The following is a 16,519-nucleotide window of genomic DNA, read 5'->3' as shown; positions in this document are numbered from 1 at the left end:
GAGCTTGAGATGGGGGCGATTATCGAGGCAAAAAAACGGTCCGGCGAGGTGTTAACGGGCGAAATGAAAGACTCTGGCGTTACCGGTCAATACCTGACTTTTGTATTAGGAGGTGAGGTCTATGCGTTGGAGATTCTTCATATTAAAGAAATTATTCAGTATGGAGATTTAACCGAAGTACCTATGATGCCAAGCTTTATACGTGGCGTTATTAATCTACGCGGTAAAGTAGTTCCGGTGGTTGATATGACGGCACGTTTTGGTAAAGGCATCACCAATGTCGCACGCCGTACCAGTATCGTGATTATCGAAATGGCGCAAGAGCATGAAGACGAAACCGAGAAGCAAAGTATCGGAGTCATGGTGGATGCGGTAAATGAAGTCGTGGACATTGCGAATGCCGACATTGAGCCGCCTCCGGCTTTCGGCGGACGCATACGGCAGGACTTTATCAGTGGAATGGCAAAGCGCAATGGGCGTTTCATCATTGTGCTTAATCTTGCGCAAGTACTGTCTGTCGAGGAGATGTCTGCACTAGGCAGCTCCATGTTGGGTGGTGCAGAATTGAATATCAGTGCGGAGTCGGAGCATGAAGCCTGAACCGATGGTGCTGAGGGCCATACAACCACTGAAAAAAAATGAGTTTGAATGGATATCCCGGTTCATGTATGACCGCACCGGAATCACGCTCAATGATGGTAAACAGGCCTTGGTCATGGGGCGCTTGGATAAACGTCTTCGTAAGCGTGGTCTGACTGCTTATGGGGATTATTTTGCTTTGCTCGGATTACCAGGTTTTGAAGATGAAACGACGGTTGCCATTGATTTACTGACGACCAATGAAACCTATTTTTTCCGTGAACCCAAGCATTTTGATTTTTTGCAAAAAGTGATATTTCCGCAGTATGCAAAGCAACGTGGTTTGCGGATCTGGAGTGCGGCCAGTTCCAGTGGTGAAGAGGCATATACGATAGCGATGATGTTAGCGGAATATTTTCCGGGTGACGGGTGGGAAATTATAGGCTCCGATATCTCTACCCAAGTGCTCGAGAAAGCGTCTCGTGCTTTATATCCCATGAGTGCGGCCGATAAAATTCCGCCATCACTGTTAAAAAAATATTGTCTTAAAGGGCGTGACGAATTTGAAGACTTTTTTTTGATCGACTCGGCATTACGTTCACGTGTGCGATTCTTGCCGGTAAATTTGATTGAGCCATTACCGGATGTTGGTCTGTTAGACGTTATTTTCTTGCGTAATGTGATGATCTATTTTGATCAGGAAACTAAACAAAAATTGGTGCAAAGACTGGTTGAAAAATTGCGACCCGGCGGCTACTTATTTATCAGTCATTCCGAAACACTCAACGGAATGAAGACTGCATTGAAATTAGTGAATCCTTCGATTTACCGGTTAGAGGCTTAAGTCATCTCAGCCAAAGCTGCTTGTTAAGATTATTTTTCTTTTTTGGTGGGCAGTGATTTTTGAGAATTTTTAAAAACGCGCTGCTTTTGAATACGTTCGACACACCAAATTTTTCAAGTAAAGTGATCTTCTTAGTATGGATGCTCCCAGTTTTTACATAGAAATTTTTTTACAACCCGGAGAGTTCTATTTCGGTGATAGTGACACGCGTATTCGTACTATACTTGGTTCATGTGTTGCTATAACGCTGTGGCATCCGATCTTGCGAATTGGTGGTATGTGTCACTACATGCTTCCCAAGAATAATCGTCGTCAACAACATGCGCATCTTGATGGCCGTTATGCCGAAGATGCGGTACAACTGTTTATGCATGAAATTAAAAAATTTCGCACTCTTCCGCGTGATTTTGATGTCAAAATGTTTGGCGGCGGTAATCAATTTCCCTCCCAAAATGTGGGGGAAATGACGGTGTCGGACAAAAATATCGATTTAGGTCGCAAGTTGTTATCTGAGCACGGTTTTTTAGTCAGAACCGAGCACATGGGGGGCGTGGGGCATAGAAACATTATGTTTGATCTATGGTCGGGCGACGTTTGGGTCAAGCACGTAGAGAAAGTGATCGTACCGTGAGTACTAAAATAAAAGTCATGTTAGTCGATGATTCAGCGGTTGTCCGTCAAGTATTGAGTGCCGTGCTGAGCAAAGATCCTGACATTGAAGTCATTGCGTCGGCATCTGATCCCATCTTTGCGATGGATAAAATGAATCAGCGTTGGCCCGATGTCGTGGTGCTAGACGTAGAAATGCCACGTATGGATGGTATAACTTTTCTCAAAAAGCTGATGTCTGTCCGTCCAACCCCTGTGATTATTTGTTCTACCTTGACAGAAAAGGGTGCTTCGACCTCGATGCAAGCGATGGCCGCAGGTGCGGTCGGCATCGTCACTAAACCGAAAGCTGGGTTGAAGGGTTTTTTGGAGCAAGATGCCGGCGAGATAATTCAGGCAGTGAAAGCTGCAGCGTCGGCTGATATGCGGCGCGTCAAAGCGCTGAGTATGGCATCGCTGAATCCGACAGCTAAGTTAAGTGTTAGCGAAGCGATTCCAGCGTTGGAAGCCAGAGGTACAGTGGCGATGTCAGTGACCACCGATAAGTTGGTGGCGATAGGTACGTCTACCGGCGGCACACAAGCCCTGGAGCTGGTCTTAAGTGCGTTAAATCGCACTACGCCCGGTATGGTGATTGTGCAGCATATGCCAGAAAAATTTACCGCCGCATTTGCTGACAGGCTCAATAAAATCTGTCCTATCGAAGTGTTGGAAGCAAAGAATGGTGATCGCGTAATCAATGGCCGGGCACTGATCGCACCCGGTGGGCGGCATATGTTAGTTAAGCGCAGTGGTGCTCAGTATCATGTAGAGATTGTGGATGCACCACCTGTCAACAGGCATAGGCCCTCGGTCGATGTTCTGTTCCGATCTGTTGCCAAATGTGCGGGGGCAAATGCCCTCGGTGTGATGATGACCGGCATGGGAGATGACGGCGCGCTAGGCATGAAAGAAATGCATGATGCCGGTGCAGAAACGCTGGCGCAGGACGAGAAGAGTTGCGTCGTCTACGGCATGCCCAAAGAAGCCGTCAAACTTGGTGCGGTTGATACCATCCTGCCCCTCAAAGATATCGCCGGAATGATAGAGGCGTACGGGCGAAAAAATACTTGAAATGAGTTTGGTTGGGCGAGTGCAACACGCCAAATTTGTTATGGTGCATTCGCTGCGCGGGTGCCACCAGCACTAAGCGCCAGAACCCTTCTCCCGCAAGCAGGAGAAGGGCAGGGATGAGGAGGCTGGATGAGCCGCGCTACAAATTCATGCGATCGACATGTTTTTATCGCCCCAACCGATAACAGATCTATCTTTTGCAATTACCTCTATCACCTATTTTTCTCTTCCACGAGTGAGACGAGTACGGCATTTGATTAGCGGATAATATTACTCAACCCAACATCACGTATATCCTTGGTGCCAGTCAGTGCCATGCTGACATCCAATTCTTTCTGCAAAATCTCTAGCATCTTGGTCACGCCTTGTTCACCCATCGCACCCAGACCATACAAAAACGCACGTCCAACCATGCTGCCTTTCGCACCCAGCGCGGTGGCTTTTAAAATATCCTGACCAGTGCGGATGCCGCCGTCAAACCAGACTTCAGTTTGATGGCCAACTGCTTCAACGATAGCAGGCAAAGCTTCGATCGATGACATTGCGCCATCTAACTGACGCCCACCGTGATTACTCACCACGATCGCATCGGCTCCCGCTGCTACTGCCAATTTTGCATCTTCCACATCCAGAATGCCTTTAAGAATCAGCTTACCGCCCCATTCTTGTTTGATCCATGCTACGTCTTCCCAATTCAGGGTGGGGTCAAACTGACTTGCGGTCCATTGACTCAAAGTCAAAATACCATCACCACCTTTGACGTGACCGACCAGATTGCCAAAGGTTTTGCGACCAGTGAGTGCACGCAATGCCCATGCTGGTTTGGTTGCCAGATCAATGATATTGGCCAGGGTCAGCTTTGGTGGCACCGACATTCCGTTTTTGAGGTCTTTATGACGTTGTCCTAAAATCTGTAAATCCAGTGTTAATACCAGCGCTGAGCATTTGGCGGCTTTGGCGCGCTGTATCATTTCTTTCACAAAACCGCGGTCACGCATTACATATAGCTGAAACCAAAATGGTTTGGTGGTGACACTTGCGACATCTTCAATTGAACAAATACTCATGGTTGACAAGGTGAAGGGCACGCCAAATTTCTCAGCTGCGATTGCACCTAACATTTCGCCATTTGCCCATTGCATGCCAGTCAGGCCTGTGGGTGCAATTGCCACGGGCATGGTCACTTCCTGTCCCACCATCGTAGTACGGGTAGAGCGGTTTTCAACGTTGATAGCAACCCGCTGACGCAATTTGATTGCCGCCAGATCACTGCTGTTCGCCTTGTAGGTGCTTTCGGTATAGGAGCCACTATCGGCGTAGTCGTAAAACGCTTTCGGAACGCGTTTTTTTGCGAGCAAACGTAAATCTTCTACACAAGTAATGACAGGCATGCTGAGACTCCGAATGGAAATTGAATAAGCAAAAGTGTAGGGGATATTTTCTGTTTGATGGGGGAAATCGTTTCAGTCAAAGAATGAAGTTTTTTCAGCTCAGAATCGATTTATCTGATTTTTTGCCGAATTTTGCCGAATTTTTGCGAATACATTTGATTTTTATGTAGTTAAGTTTCTAAAAAGTGCTCTGAAATAAAATGTCTTAACCACAAGTTACCTGCATCCTGATGATATCGACGATGCCAGAAGATATTGGTTTGTAAACTCGGTAAACGCAGCGGTGGCTTGACGTACTTCAGACCAAAAGGCGTTGCAGCACGTTCGGCTAATTTTTGCGGCACAGTGACCAGCAGATCCGAGCTGCTGACGATGTAAGGGACAGCAACAAAATGCGGCACCTTAAAATGCGCCGAGGCGCTGATTCCAGCTTTTTCCAAACTTTGATTAATCTTTAAGTAAGGCTGTTCCTGCGAGGCAACAATAAGATGCTGTGCCGCCACAAATTCCTTCAAGTCAATTTGCTTGTCAGCTAAAGGATGCGTCTGGCGAAACATACACACATAGTTTTGTTTGAATAAACGTCGCTGATACCAGGCTTCAGATAAATCATCAAATGCGCCGATGGCCAAATCGACGCGTCCTGATTCCATTTCAGTCTTAAGATCAATGCTGCTGGCACGCACCGTGGTCAGACGCAAATGGGGGGCACACGCATGCAGCCTGGCGGCAAGCAAAGGCATGAAATAAACCTCACCCACGTCGGTCATGGCGATCGTGAATTGGCGCTGACTGGTGCTGGCGTCGAAATCTTCTTTCGGATTAAGGGCGAATGTAATGTGCCTCAGTGCAACAGTGACCGAATCAGCCAGCTCTTGCGCTCTGGGGGTCGGTTGCATACCTGTGGCGGTCCGCACAAATAACTCATCGCCAACGGTACGCCGCAAGCGGGCTAAAGCATTGCTGACCGCTGGCTGCGACAAACCAAGCTGCCGCGCTACGGCAGAAATTTGTCTTTCCTGAAATACATGCTGGAAGATGACCAGCAGATTTAAGTCTATGTCTTTGGCTTCCAGCATTATTGATTTAGTGAATGATCTATATTTTTGTATTTATATCGTAAAAATGTCCAACTTGCACTACATTCCGGACTGACACGGAAATAACACATAAGAAGTTACGAATTTGACCCGGTCTCCGGCGAGGTCGTATCGTGTTACCAGATAAATGAATTTCACATTGAATATTTTGATCAAGGAGTGATGATGAGCGTGCACATAAATACACCCGTGGCAACGGAAGACCTGGTCTATCAAACCGGTTTTGCGAATGAATACGCCACCGAAGCCTTGCCAGACGCTTTGCCACAAAACCAGAATTCACCACAAAAATGTGCGTATGGTTTATATGCCGAGCAAATTTCTGGCACGGCATTTACTGCGCCGCGTCACGCGAATCGTCGTTCATGGACCTATCGTATTCGTCCGGCAGCGATGCATCAGCCATTCAAACAAATCGATAATGGTCAGATGACCAATGATTTTTCAGCTGCACCTTCAACGCCAAATCAATTGCGTTGGGATCCGCAACCAATGCCGGCTGCGCCTACCGATTTTATCGATGGCTGGTTGACGATGGCGGGTAATGGTTCCGCTGATGCGCAAACCGGATGCGCGATTCATTTATACGCAGCAAATAAAGACATGGTTGGGCGTTTTTATTACAACGCTGATGCTGAATTGCTGATTATTCCGCAACAAGGTCGCCTGCATTTGCGCACAGAAATGGGGCTGGTCAATATTGAGCCGCAAGAGATCGCAGTCATTCCACGCGGCATCCGTTTCCAGGTGCAATTACCCGATGGCGAAGCACGTGGCTATGTTTGCGAAAATTTTGGTTGCATGTTGAAATTGCCAGATCTAGGCGTAATTGGCTCCAATGGTTTAGCCAATCCACGGGACTTCCAGACCCCAGTCGCCTGGTATGAAGACAAAGAAGGGGACTTTGAGCTGGTTGCTAAATTCAGCGGTAATCTGTGGTCGGCAAAAATTGGTCATTCGCCTTTAGATGTCGTGGCATGGCATGGCAATTTCGCGCCTTACAAATATGATTTGCGTCACTTTAATACCATCGGCTCGATCAGCTACGATCATCCCGATCCGTCGATCTTCCTGGTCTTGCAAGCGCCTAGCGATACACCAGGCGTCGATACGATTGATTTTGTGATATTCCCACCGCGCTGGTTAGCGGCTGAAAATACTTTCCGCCCTCCCTGGTTCCATCGCAATATTGCATCTGAGTTCATGGGTTTGATACATGGACAATACGATGCGAAGTCGACCGGATTCCGTCCGGGTGGTTCTAGTTTGCACAATTGCATGAGCGGACATGGTCCCGATGCGCCGACTTTTGAGAAGGCAAGTAATGCCGATACCCGCACACCGCACAAAGTCGATGATACGATGGCGTTTATGATAGAAACACGTAATATCATCAAACCTACCCGTGCCGCGATGGAGTCGCCGCAATTGCAGGCCGATTACTACCAATGCTGGCAGGGTATTAAAAAGTATTTCAATCCGGAGCAAAAATAAATGACGGTTCAACTCAACGAAACCCACGACATCAACCTGCGTAGCTGGGTCGCCTCAGCCAACAATGCTGAGACTGATTTTCCGATCCAAAATTTGCCGTATGGCATGTTTCGTCGTCAGGGCAGTAATCAGACTTTCCGCATCGGTGTGGCGATTGGCGATCAGATTCTTGATCTGGCCGCAGCGCACGCCGTGCACGCCTTTGCCGGGTATACCGAATTGCAGGGCGGACATTTCACCGCTGCCGTGAATGGTCAGAATTTAAATGGCATGATGGGCTTGGGTGCGCCAGTATGGTCAGCATTACGCCTGGCGCTGTCCCGTGTGTTGCGTGAAGGTTCCTCACAACAAGGCACATTACAAGCCTGCTTGTTAGCGCAATCTGCCGCAGAATTCGCATTGCCAGCGCAGATTGGTGATTACACCGATTTCTATACATCTGTACACCATGCGACAGCGGTTGGTAAATTGTTCCGTCCAGATAACCCATTGCTGCCGAATTACAAGTGGATCCCAATCGGCTATCACGGACGCGCTTCGTCTATCGGCGTGTCAGGTCAACAGTTCCGTCGCCCGATTGCACAAACCAAACCACCTACATCCGAAACGCCAGTATTTGGTCCCGCTAAACGTATGGATTATGAATTAGAAGTCGGTATTTTCATCGGTCCTGGTAATGCACTGGGTGATGTGATCAATATGGATCGCGCTGAATCCCATGTGTTTGGCCTGTGCCTGTTGAATGACTGGTCGGCGCGTGATGTGCAAGCATGGGAATATCAACCGCTTGGCCCTTTCCTGGCAAAAAATTTCGCTTCGACGATTTCTCCTTGGGTTGTGACCTTAGAAGCACTTGCACCGTACCGCCTTGGCTGGACGCGCGATGCTGCTGATCCACAGCCATTGCCTTATCTCGATTCTGCTGATTTACGTGACAGCGCAGCATTCGACATCGAACTCGAAGTCTTGCTGCAAACTGAAAAAATGCGCACTGACGGTACGCCACCACAACGCTTGTCTTTGTCGAATTTCCGTCATTCGTATTGGACGGTTTCTCAGTTAGTGACGCACCATACCGTCAACGGTTGTAATCTGAATCCTGGTGATTTGTTAGGTTCAGGCACGCAATCAGGCCCAGCACCGGAGGAAGCAGGTTCGTTGTTGGAACTGACGGAAGGTGGTAAAAAGTCCATCGCTTTGAGCAACGGTGAGCAGCGCGTTTTCATGGAAGATGGCGATGCCATTATCATGCGTGGTTGGGCACAGAAAGAAGGTGCTGCACGGGTAGGTTTTGGTGAAGTTGTAGGTACTTTGTTGCCTGCACGTAGCTAAATCTATATCAGCCTGACTACTACATTCAGGCTATGCAAAACTGAAGACCTTCTCCCGCTTGCGGGGGAAGGTAATGACAAAAGTGAGTGAATTTTATGCAAGGGGTGCCAGCGCCAAGGCATAGCAAGCTATCACCTCTTATGCACCGCCCACAAACCCATTCTGGCGCCAGGCTTCATAAACGACGACCGCCACGGTATTCGACAAGTTCAGGCTGCGGTTGTCGGGACGCATAGGCAGGCGTATGCGCTGGGCTTCCGGAAAGCTGTTGCGTAGTTCCGGCGCCAGGCCGCGCGTTTCCGCACCAAATACAAAATAATCGCCAGGTTTAAACTCTGCATTAGCAAATACGCCAGATCCATGCGTAGTGAGCGCAAACATGCGACTTTGATCTGGTTGTTCCTGAGCGAGAAACGCTTCCCAATTTTTATGCACTTTCATTGTCGCATAATCATGGTAATCCAGACCCGCGCGTTTCATTTTGCTATCGTCCAGCGGGAATCCCAACGGTTCGATCAGGTGCAGCTGCACCCCCGTGTTTGCGCACAAGCGAATGATATTGCCAGTATTTGGTGGTATTTCGGGCTCAACTAAGACGACGTGAAACAAGGTATTTCCTTAATAAAAATGAGGTGGCGTGCGGGCAAACACGTAATTCGTAACTTTTTCCGCACCAAAGCGTTTCAGCATTGTAGCGATTTCATGCAGGGTCATGCCAGTCGTCATCACATCATCGACAATTGCAATGTGTGCACCTTTTACTTTTGATAACCAGGCTTCATCCAGCATAAACGCATTTTTGACGTTTTTCACGCGAGCATCCGGCGTCAGGCTACTTTGTTGGCTGGTCTCGCGGATGCGATGCATTGCCTGGATCGCGAATGGTATACCAAGATGTTGCGCTAAGGGACGGGCAATTTCTGTCGCCTGGTTAAAACCCCGTTCGCGTAATCTGTTCTCCCCCAACGGTACAGCACACAAGATATCAGGCAGGCTATCCGGCGTGTTCCGCAAAATCGCATCTCTTAACATCCGCGCAAATAAAGGTGCTAATGCTAGTTGATGGCCGAACTTGAGTGCTAACACCATTTGATCGCGTGGGGCGGCGTAATCGCATGCCACAATGCTGGTATCAAACGCGGGTGGGTTTTGCAGGCAATCACCACAACGTGGCGTGTTCGCGCCAGGAGGCATAGGCAACGCACACTGTTTGCAACGGCTTGTCGCTCGTCTGAAATAGTTGGTTTGACAATCTGTACATAATATTTCGGATTGATGCGCTTGGCACAGCACGCAACTGCATGGCAGCAGCGCGTTCAATGTCACGTTCAGACTTTTTCTGACTATCAGGGGTAAATAGAACATAGATAGGTGGTAATTGGGCGGCAAATCAGCGTGAGGTATCACAAACGTGTAAACTACGACCTTACCACATTCAAATCCAAACTTCGTTCGTTTCCATTTTATGCTCAGTGCTCCTATCGATCTGCAACTGGTTCGCCAGCTTTTCTCTCGTCCTGAAAAAATCGCTCCGTCGGATTTTTTACGCAGAGAAATTGCCGGACGCATGCGCGAAAAGCTGGAACTCGTCAAAATCCAGCCCATACGGGTGCTCGATGCGGGTTGTGGTGCTGGCGCTGATTTGCCTGAATTGCAAAGAATGTATCCGGATACGCAGGTAGTCGGTCTGGATGCCGCATTGCCGATGTTGACACAGATTCAGCAGCAAGAGCATGCCGCCATGAGTGCGGTCGGACGCCTGTTGGCAAAATGGACGCCTGCTGCTTTGCGCAGTGAACAAGGCGCTACCTTGCTGTGTGGCGACTTTGCCAGTGTCCCTCTGGCACCGCAAAGTGTTGATCTGATCTGGTCAAATCTGGCTTTGCATTGGCATCCACAACCTGACCTGATCTTTGCTGAGTGGCGTCGCATTTTGCGCACTGAAGGTTTGCTGATGTTCTCTTGCTTTGGCCCGGATACGCTGATCGAATTGCGCGAGGCTTTTGCCCAAGTCGATGCAACACCGCACGTACTGCCATTTGTGGATATGCATGATTTTGGCGACATGCTGGTCAATGCTGGATTTGCGACACCGGTCATGGATATGGAAAAAATCACCTTGACCTACCAAGATCCACATAAACTGCTGGCCGACGTGCGCGCCTTGGGTGGCAATCCATTAAGTACGCGTCGTCAAGGCTTAAGTGGAAAAAATGCCTACCGCGCTTTGCTGGCAGCAATAGAACGCCAACGCGCCGCCGATGGTCGCATCAAGCTGACGTTTGAAGTTGTTTACGGTCACGCTTTCCGCCCCGTCAGCCGCAAAACGGCTGCCGGAGAATCGATCGTGCGTTTTGATGTGCCGAAAAAGCGGGAATAATTTGGACATTGACGAAACGTGCATCATCATCGTTTCGTCAATTTTTTGGAATTAAATTCAGGTGTGAATGATTTATTGCGGTGCCAAATTCTTTTCAAGGAATTTTTCTACCCGACTCCAAAAGTCGACCCGGTTTTTTACCAAATGCCAGCCGTGTCCTTCATCGACATATTGAATCCACTCAACTTGTTTATTCGTTTTGGTGACGGCATCTCTGAAACTTTCCCCATGTTTGATCGGTACTCTGCGATCAGATCCACCATAGGCCATGAGCAAAGGTTGTTTGATCTGGTCCGCAATATTTATCGGCGATGTTTCCTTCAGTTGTTTAGCGTCTTTGACCGGATCTCCCACCAATACTGGCATGCTATATTTTTGCGATTCTTCGGACATGTCGCTGAGCCAGCTTAATTCAAAGAGTAGATTAAGATCTGTTACGCCAATCCATTCAAACCCACACTTAAATAGCTCGGGATTTTTAGCCAATCCCATCAATGTCGCATATCCACCATAACTGGCACCGGCTATACAAATTCGCTTTGGATCTGCGTATCCTTGTGCGATTGCCCAGCGAGCACCATCAGCGATGTCTTCTTGCATTGCCAGGCCCCATTGCTTAAAGCCTGCGGTAAAATGACGTGATCCAAAGCCTGTACTACCGCGGAATTCTGGTTGAAGTACAGCATAACCGCGTGATGCTAGGAATTGTACTTCTGGATCCCATTCCCATTCTGCGCCGCGCGCATAAGGACCGCCATGAACTAAAACAATCATTGGTAAATTCTTTTTGCTACTTCCTTTTGGTAAAGTCAGATAGGCAGGAATCGATAAGCCGTCTTTGGCTTGATAATGGATAAAATCCTGTCCTGACATTTCCTGCGGTTTGATCGCAGGGTGTGTTTCTCCGATGTTAAAGATTTTTTCGGTACGTTGGTTATACAAATAGTAGACGGTTGGTTGTCTATCAGAGAAAGAAGTAATGACAATGAATGGGTCTGTATATTGACGAGAAAAACTCAGTTGGTTGATGGTGCTTGGAAAGATGCCATCAATTTTTTTCTGAATTGCGTTGATGTCAGGGTCTAACCATGCAGTGCTTTGGCCATCCGTCAGATAGTGCACACCGACGAGCCTGTTTTTGACATCGTCCATAATCAGAGAGCCGCTAAAATCGTAGCCTTTTAGCGTTACTACAGGGGTATCGTCCAGCGCATTTTTGGACAGATCATATTTATAGACTGCCTCAGTATCTGCTCCAGCATTACTGATGACGTATAAATTTCCGTCTGGAGCGATGGCCAATGGCTCAAAGCCCTTGGAATCAAGTCTCGGAAATTCTGCTAACTTGCGCCACTTTGAATTGACAGGATCAAGATAGTAAACAGTTTTTATCCCTTTTTCTAAGGTGGTGCTGATACGCGGTGTTCCTGTGGAATCGATCAACCACGTCATCGTGTTCCCTACGCGCTCATAGGTCGTTGCCCTGCCGGTTTTGGTATTGACTTTCAGCAACCGGATAGCTTTTATATCATCCAAATTATTAAAAACAGACTGTCCGACATAAACATTATCTGTTTGATATGATTTATCAGTTGAAATGAGCCATGTCGGGCCAGTGAGTGTGTGAGAAATAATGTGTGTATCCGTTGTGGATCTTTCTGCCGGGTCAGGACTTGCGATTTGTACCCTCTCAGTGCCGTCTATATTGATAGCAAACAGACCGGGATAAAACCGCAGATCGCCTTCAGCGACATCGTGAAACCCGCCGCTATAAACGATACGACGATTATTGACCCAGCTATAAGATGCAACGTCTGCATTTGAGAAACCGGTCAGCACTTTGGAGCTCATATTGTCCAGATTGATTACAATGAGTTGCAAATAGCCGGTTTGCTTTGCTGGTGCTAAAATCGCCAGTGTTTTTCCGTCTGGCGACAAGCTTGGCTTTTGGATTTCTTCATTATTAAAAAATGTTTCTATGCCCGCCTTATCTGCGGCCACTGCTGGCAATGTTGTTATTGTGGAAATTAAAACGCTTGTGGCTATCAAAGAAGATAGGATGCATTTGGGCAAAAATTTAAGCATAGTCGTTAGATAGGCAAATATAGGCAAATAGAAAGAAAAACGAGAAAAGGTAATCTTGATTTTATATTATCTTTCATCTGCAAGATGAATTTATTGCAAGATCTATGTTTCTAGCTTTATTTTTTACTATTTACGAACCTTGCTTGCACTTTGGGCGTGTTTTCTTTGGAGGTGAAGCGCGTGTTTTTGAAATGCGAAATAAATATTTTTAGCAATATAATTTGGTGTCATGTAAAAATAACAAACCATCCAATTTGTGTGGCCGATGTTTTGTATGATTTTGTTTTTTCAATATTCGTCTCTTTTCATTTTGCGAAAGTTCGTGATTGAGAAAAATCAAAAACGAATGCAAAAAACTTGTAAAGCATTTTTTTATCGTTTGTTTCATTTGAGCCAGATCAACGATTTCTGTCACGCTTTCTGCTTGATATCCTTTCACTTTCCATCTTATACTCAGACCGTTGTAGAAGTTGCCAGTTCGCACTTTGTTAGGTCTTATGCAAAAAATGCCGCTGTCGGCATGAAAGCTTCAAGGTTCAGCCTAGTACAATTTGCACTGCCTTCGTCGATATGGTGTAGTCGGAATAGCGCTCTTTAGTACTAACCGATCAAATGAATATACTGTGTCATATGAATTGATGACAGGATATTTCCCTAACCCCGAATGCATTTGCGCCTTGCAGTCATGTTTTTGCGTTAGCTCTAAATGTAATTTGTAGTCAAGGTGATGCGTCTTGGCGCTGGTTCATAATAATTCTAATCGGGGTTTTGGGGAAAACATGAAACAAGCAAAGCGATTAAAGTCGTTCATGCTGGGTGCCTCTCTGCTGGCGGCCAGTTTGCCGACATGGGCAGTGGTAGATAGTCAGGGCGGCCCTGCGGTACTTCAGCTAAATTTGCAAACACCAGTTACGCAGATAGCCGAACAAATTTACTCGATACACAATCTGATGCTGATCATTTGCCTGGTCATCTTCGTGGCCGTGTTCGGGGTCATGTTTTATTCTATTCTGAAGCATCGTAAATCTTTGGGTCACAAGCCTGCGACTTTCCACGAAAGTACATCAGTAGAAATCGCCTGGACCATCGTTCCTTTCTTGATCGTGATCGGTATGGCGCTGCCAGCGACCAAAACGGTAGTAGCGATGAAAGACACTTCAAACGCTGATATCACCATTAAAGCCACGGGTATGCAGTGGAAATGGGGTTACGATTACCTCAAAGGTGAAGGCGAGGGGATTTCATTTTTATCGACACTCGCTACACCGCGTACCCAGGTGGGCTCCCCTGGTGTTGCTCCAACGGAAGCGCGCGGTGACAACTACCTGCTCGAAGTCGACAATGAAGTTGTGGTGCCGGTCAACAAAAAAGTCCGCCTGATTACGACGGCCAATGACGTGATCCACTCTTGGACTATCCCCGCATTTGGTGTGAAACAAGATGCGATCCCGGGATATGTGCGCGATACCTGGTTCAAAGCAGAAAAAATCGGTACTTACCGTGGCCAGTGCGTAGAGTTATGCGGTAAAGAGCACGCCTTTATGCCTATCGTGGTTAAAGTGGTTTCTGCTGAAGACTACAAATTGTGGGTTGACGGTAAGAAAAAAGAAATGGCCGCAAAAGCCGATGATCCTAATAAAGTCTGGACCATCGATGAGCTCAAACAGCGTGGTGAAAAAGTCTATGCTTCCAATTGTGTGGTTTGCCATCAAGCCACTGGTAAAGGTGTTCCCGGTGCTTTCCCTGCATTAGATGGCTCCAGTGTTGTCGCTGGTCCTAAAGACGCGCAGGTACATTTGGTGTTGAATGGTAAAGCTGCAATGCCCTCGTGGAAGGCAACTTTATCGGATACGGAAATTGCTGCGGTTATTACTTACACACGTAATAACTGGTCCAATAAATCCGCAGAAAACATTGTCCAGCCAGCCGAAGTTTTGGCGGCGCGTAAGTAATCGCACAGAACAGTACAGGAGACAAGATGAGTACAACCACCCTTGATCACGCTCACGATCACGACCATTCTCACGGCCACGATCATGATCATGCGCACGACCATCCGCATGGCTGGCGTCGTTGGTTATTTGCCACTAACCATAAAGATATTGGCACGCTGTATCTGTGGTTTGCTTTCACCATGCTGTTGACGGGTGGTGTATTGGCTTTGATCATTCGAGCAGAATTGTTCCAACCTGGTTTGCAATTGGTGCAACCAGAATTCTTTAACCAATTAACCACGATGCATGGTCTGATCATGGTGTTCGGCGCGATTATGCCGGCCTTTGTTGGTTTTGCGAACTGGATGATTCCATTGCAAATCGGTGCATCCGATATGGCATTTGCCCGTATGAATAACTTTTCATTCTGGTTGATGCCACCAGCAGCGATTTTGCTGGTGACGTCGTTCTGGGTACCTGGTGGCGCAACTGCTGCTGGTTGGACCTTGTACGCACCGCTGTCGACGCAAATGGGACCTGGCATGGACATGGCAATTTTTGCTGTGCATATCATGGGTGCTTCATCCATTATGGGTTCGATCAACATCATCACAACGATTTTGAATATGCGTGCTCCTGGCATGACATTGATGAAGATGCCGATGTTTTGCTGGACCTGGTTGATTACGGCATATTTGTTGATTGCTGTCATGCCTGTCCTGGCTGGCGCGATTACCATGACGCTGACAGATCGTCATTTTGGTACTTCCTTCTTTAATGCTGCTGGCGGTGGTGATCCTGTGATGTATCAACACATCTTCTGGTTCTTTGGTCACCCAGAGGTGTACATCATGATTTTGCCAGCGTTTGGCATTATCTCTCACATCATTCCTACGTTTGCCCGTAAGCCTTTATTTGGCTATGCGTCAATGGTGTATGCGACGGCATCGATTGCGATTTTGTCCTTCATCGTTTGGGCGCATCACATGTTCACTACTGGTATGCCAGTGACGGCTCAGTTGTTCTTCATGTACGCCACCATGTTGATCGCGGTTCCAACCGGTGTAAAAGTGTTTAACTGGGTAGCCACAATGTGGAGAGGCTCGATGACGTTCGAGACGCCAATGTTGTTTGCCGTTGGTTTCATCTTCGTGTTCACCATGGGCGGTTTTACAGGTTTGATTCTGGCGGTGACACCGATTGATATTCAGTTGCAGGATACCTATTACGTCGTAGCGCATTTCCACTATGTGTTGGTGGCTGGCTCTTTGTTTGCCTTGTTTGCTGGTTACTACTACTGGGGACCAAAATGGACAGGTTTCATGTACAACGAATCCCGCGGCAAGATCCATTTTTGGGCATCGTTGATTTTCTTTAACATCACTTTCTTCCCTATGCATTTCTTGGGATTAGCTGGGATGCCACGTCGTTATGCCGATTACCCAGCGCAATTCACTGATTTCAATCAGCTTGCAAGTATTGGCGCGTTTGGCTTTGGTCTGTCGCAGGTCTTCTTTATTCTGGCAGTGGTCATTCCTTCCATCAGAGGCGGTAAGCCCGCACCAGCGAGCCCATGGGAAGGCGCAGAAGGTCTGGAATGGACTGTGCCAAGCCCAGCACCATTCCACACATTTGAAGAACCACCTGTCGTTAAATAA

14 protein-coding genes are annotated in these 16,519 nt (G+C 47.5%); 9 read left to right on the top strand and 5 right to left on the bottom strand.

The genetic code is table 11. The features are described from left to right. The first annotated feature begins 9 nt into the window (after positions 1-9). The 4 genes from ACO0KY_RS12645 to ACO0KY_RS12630 all read left to right on the top strand — a co-directional run bounded on the left by ACO0KY_RS12645 (position 10) and on the right by ACO0KY_RS12630 (position 3,145). The gene (locus tag ACO0KY_RS12645) at positions 10-600 is read left to right on the top strand and encodes a chemotaxis protein CheW (RefSeq protein ID WP_423046535.1); all 591 of its coding nucleotides are present in this window, start codon (positions 10-12) and stop codon (positions 598-600) included. After that, a complete protein-coding gene (locus ACO0KY_RS12640; protein WP_423046533.1) occupies positions 590-1,423 on the top strand; it encodes a CheR family methyltransferase in 834 nt (277 codons plus the stop codon). Before ACO0KY_RS12645 ends, ACO0KY_RS12640 begins: the two co-directional genes overlap by 11 nt. A gap of 136 nt (positions 1,424-1,559) precedes the next feature. After that, positions 1,560-2,054: a chemotaxis protein CheD gene (locus tag ACO0KY_RS12635; protein ID WP_186913492.1), complete on the top strand. Its 495-nt coding sequence runs from the start codon at positions 1,560-1,562 to the stop codon at positions 2,052-2,054. A gap of 17 nt (positions 2,055-2,071) precedes the next feature. Continuing rightward, positions 2,072-3,145 carry a protein-glutamate methylesterase/protein-glutamine glutaminase gene (locus ACO0KY_RS12630; protein WP_423046684.1) on the top strand — a complete coding sequence of 358 codons (1,074 nt, stop codon included), beginning with the start codon at positions 2,072-2,074 and terminating at the stop codon, positions 3,143-3,145. A 257-nt stretch (positions 3,146-3,402) separates the two neighbouring features. Here the strand turns inward: ACO0KY_RS12630 and ACO0KY_RS12625 are convergent, their stop codons facing one another. Continuing rightward, the gene (locus ACO0KY_RS12625) at positions 3,403-4,536 is read right to left on the bottom strand and encodes an alpha-hydroxy acid oxidase (RefSeq protein ID WP_422990917.1); all 1,134 of its coding nucleotides are present in this window, start codon (positions 4,534-4,536) and stop codon (positions 3,403-3,405) included. Positions 4,537-4,706: 170 nt separating this feature from the next. Further along, positions 4,707-5,615: a LysR family transcriptional regulator gene (locus ACO0KY_RS12620; RefSeq protein ID WP_423046530.1), complete on the bottom strand. Its 909-nt coding sequence runs from the start codon at positions 5,613-5,615 to the stop codon at positions 4,707-4,709. A gap of 186 nt (positions 5,616-5,801) precedes the next feature. On the opposite strand from ACO0KY_RS12620, the gene hmgA reads away from it, so the two are divergent. Continuing rightward, complete coding sequence (hmgA, locus tag ACO0KY_RS12615) at positions 5,802-7,130, top strand: homogentisate 1,2-dioxygenase (RefSeq protein ID WP_423046528.1); 1,329 nt, start codon at positions 5,802-5,804, stop codon at positions 7,128-7,130. Next, complete coding sequence (gene fahA / locus ACO0KY_RS12610; protein ID WP_423046526.1) at positions 7,131-8,462, top strand: fumarylacetoacetase; 1,332 nt, start codon at positions 7,131-7,133, stop codon at positions 8,460-8,462. Between the two features lie 138 nt (positions 8,463-8,600). On the opposite strand, the gene trmL is transcribed toward fahA, so the two are convergent. Both trmL and ACO0KY_RS12600 read right to left on the bottom strand, forming a co-directional pair. After that, positions 8,601-9,071, bottom strand: a complete 471-nt coding sequence (gene trmL, locus ACO0KY_RS12605) for a tRNA (uridine(34)/cytosine(34)/5-carboxymethylaminomethyluridine(34)-2'-O)-methyltransferase TrmL (RefSeq protein ID WP_422990373.1) — start codon at positions 9,069-9,071, stop codon at positions 8,601-8,603. A gap of 9 nt (positions 9,072-9,080) precedes the next feature. Then, entirely contained in the window at positions 9,081-9,827 is a 747-nt protein-coding gene (locus ACO0KY_RS12600) for a phosphoribosyltransferase family protein (RefSeq protein ID WP_423046523.1), read from the bottom strand. Positions 9,828-9,927: 100 nt separating this feature from the next. Between ACO0KY_RS12600 and ACO0KY_RS12595 the strand changes: the two genes are divergently transcribed. Next, positions 9,928-10,842, top strand: a complete 915-nt coding sequence (locus ACO0KY_RS12595; protein WP_422990377.1) for a methyltransferase domain-containing protein — start codon at positions 9,928-9,930, stop codon at positions 10,840-10,842. 72 nt (positions 10,843-10,914) lie between these two features. Here ACO0KY_RS12595 and ACO0KY_RS12590 read toward each other — a convergent pair whose 3' ends face one another. Next, a complete protein-coding gene (locus ACO0KY_RS12590) occupies positions 10,915-12,843 on the bottom strand; it encodes an alpha/beta fold hydrolase (protein ID WP_423046521.1) in 1,929 nt (642 codons plus the stop codon). Positions 12,844-13,706: 863 nt separating this feature from the next. Between ACO0KY_RS12590 and coxB the strand changes: the two genes are divergently transcribed. Then, complete coding sequence (gene coxB, locus ACO0KY_RS12585; protein WP_423046519.1) at positions 13,707-14,879, top strand: cytochrome c oxidase subunit II; 1,173 nt, start codon at positions 13,707-13,709, stop codon at positions 14,877-14,879. Between the two features lie 26 nt (positions 14,880-14,905). Further along, positions 14,906-16,519 (top strand): cytochrome c oxidase subunit I, encoded by a 1,614-nt coding sequence (ctaD, locus tag ACO0KY_RS12580; protein WP_423046517.1) that lies wholly within the window; start codon positions 14,906-14,908, stop codon positions 16,517-16,519.

This window comes from Undibacterium sp. Dicai25W (genome assembly GCF_049340505.1).
Classification (GTDB): domain Bacteria; phylum Pseudomonadota; class Gammaproteobacteria; order Burkholderiales; family Burkholderiaceae_D; genus Undibacterium; species Undibacterium jejuense.
Note: the sequence above shows the minus strand (reverse complement) of the source record. Positions and strands in the feature narration are given on the sequence as shown.